The sequence below is a fragment of the Arthrobacter sp. MDT2-34-1 genome, assembly GCF_059091365.1.
Window position 1 is genome coordinate 1 of the sequence record NZ_JBNHGO010000069.1, and the last position, 785, is coordinate 785.

General features: G+C 56.7%; 1 protein-coding gene. It reads left to right on the forward strand.

Annotated elements, in window-relative coordinates; all coding sequences use genetic code 11:
* Positions 1-33 precede the first annotated feature (33 nt).
* Positions 34-612, forward strand: coding sequence for an amino acid ABC transporter ATP-binding protein (locus AC5RVV_RS17645; protein WP_494002650.1), 579 nt, complete (start codon positions 34-36; stop codon positions 610-612).
* Positions 613-785 lie beyond the last annotated feature (173 nt).

Genomic DNA, 785 nt, shown 5'->3' on the forward strand with positions numbered 1-785 from the left:
ATAGACGGCTGAGCCATCTTTTTCTAGGGTCAGATGGTCTGCCAGACCTTTCGCGGAGATATCCGCATCCAGGTTTCGCCCAAGACTGCGCGCCAACAGAAACTGATTTTTGGGATGGTTTTCCAAGGCTTCAACCTGTTTCCAAACTGCACCGCCCTGGAGAATGTCACCCTTGCCCCGATTTCGGTGCGCGGTATCCGCCCCGATGTGGCAAGGGAAGAGGCCTCCGTATTGCTGGAAAGGGTCGGCCTGGGCAGCAAAAAGAACCATTATCCCAACGAACTTTCGGGCGGGCAGCAACAGCGGGTCGCGATTGCACGGGCTCTGGCAATGAAGCCGGAAATACTGCTCTTCGACGAACCGACCAGCGCACTGGATCCGGAACTGGTGGGCGAGGTGTTGGCCGTCATGAAACTGCTGGCCGAACAAGGCTGCACCATGCTCATCGTTACCCACGAAATGTCTTTCGCGCGCGACGTTGCCGATGAACTCGTGGTCATGGCCGACGGGGAAATCATAGAACGCGGCGCTCCGGAAAAAGTCATGTACCACCCATCGCACCCCCGCGCCAGAGAATTCTTCTCCTCCATCGCGCTCTCGACCAGTACATGAAATGCCTGTGCCGCGAGAAGAAACCGCAGATTCACATCATGCGAACAGCAACTTCACTCCAAGGAAGACATCCATGAAAAAGCAATTGAGCACACTCGGCCTGGCTCTTGTGGCCATCTTGACGATGAACGCCTGCGCAAATCCCGAAGATCAGAGCGCCTCCGCAGCCGGCC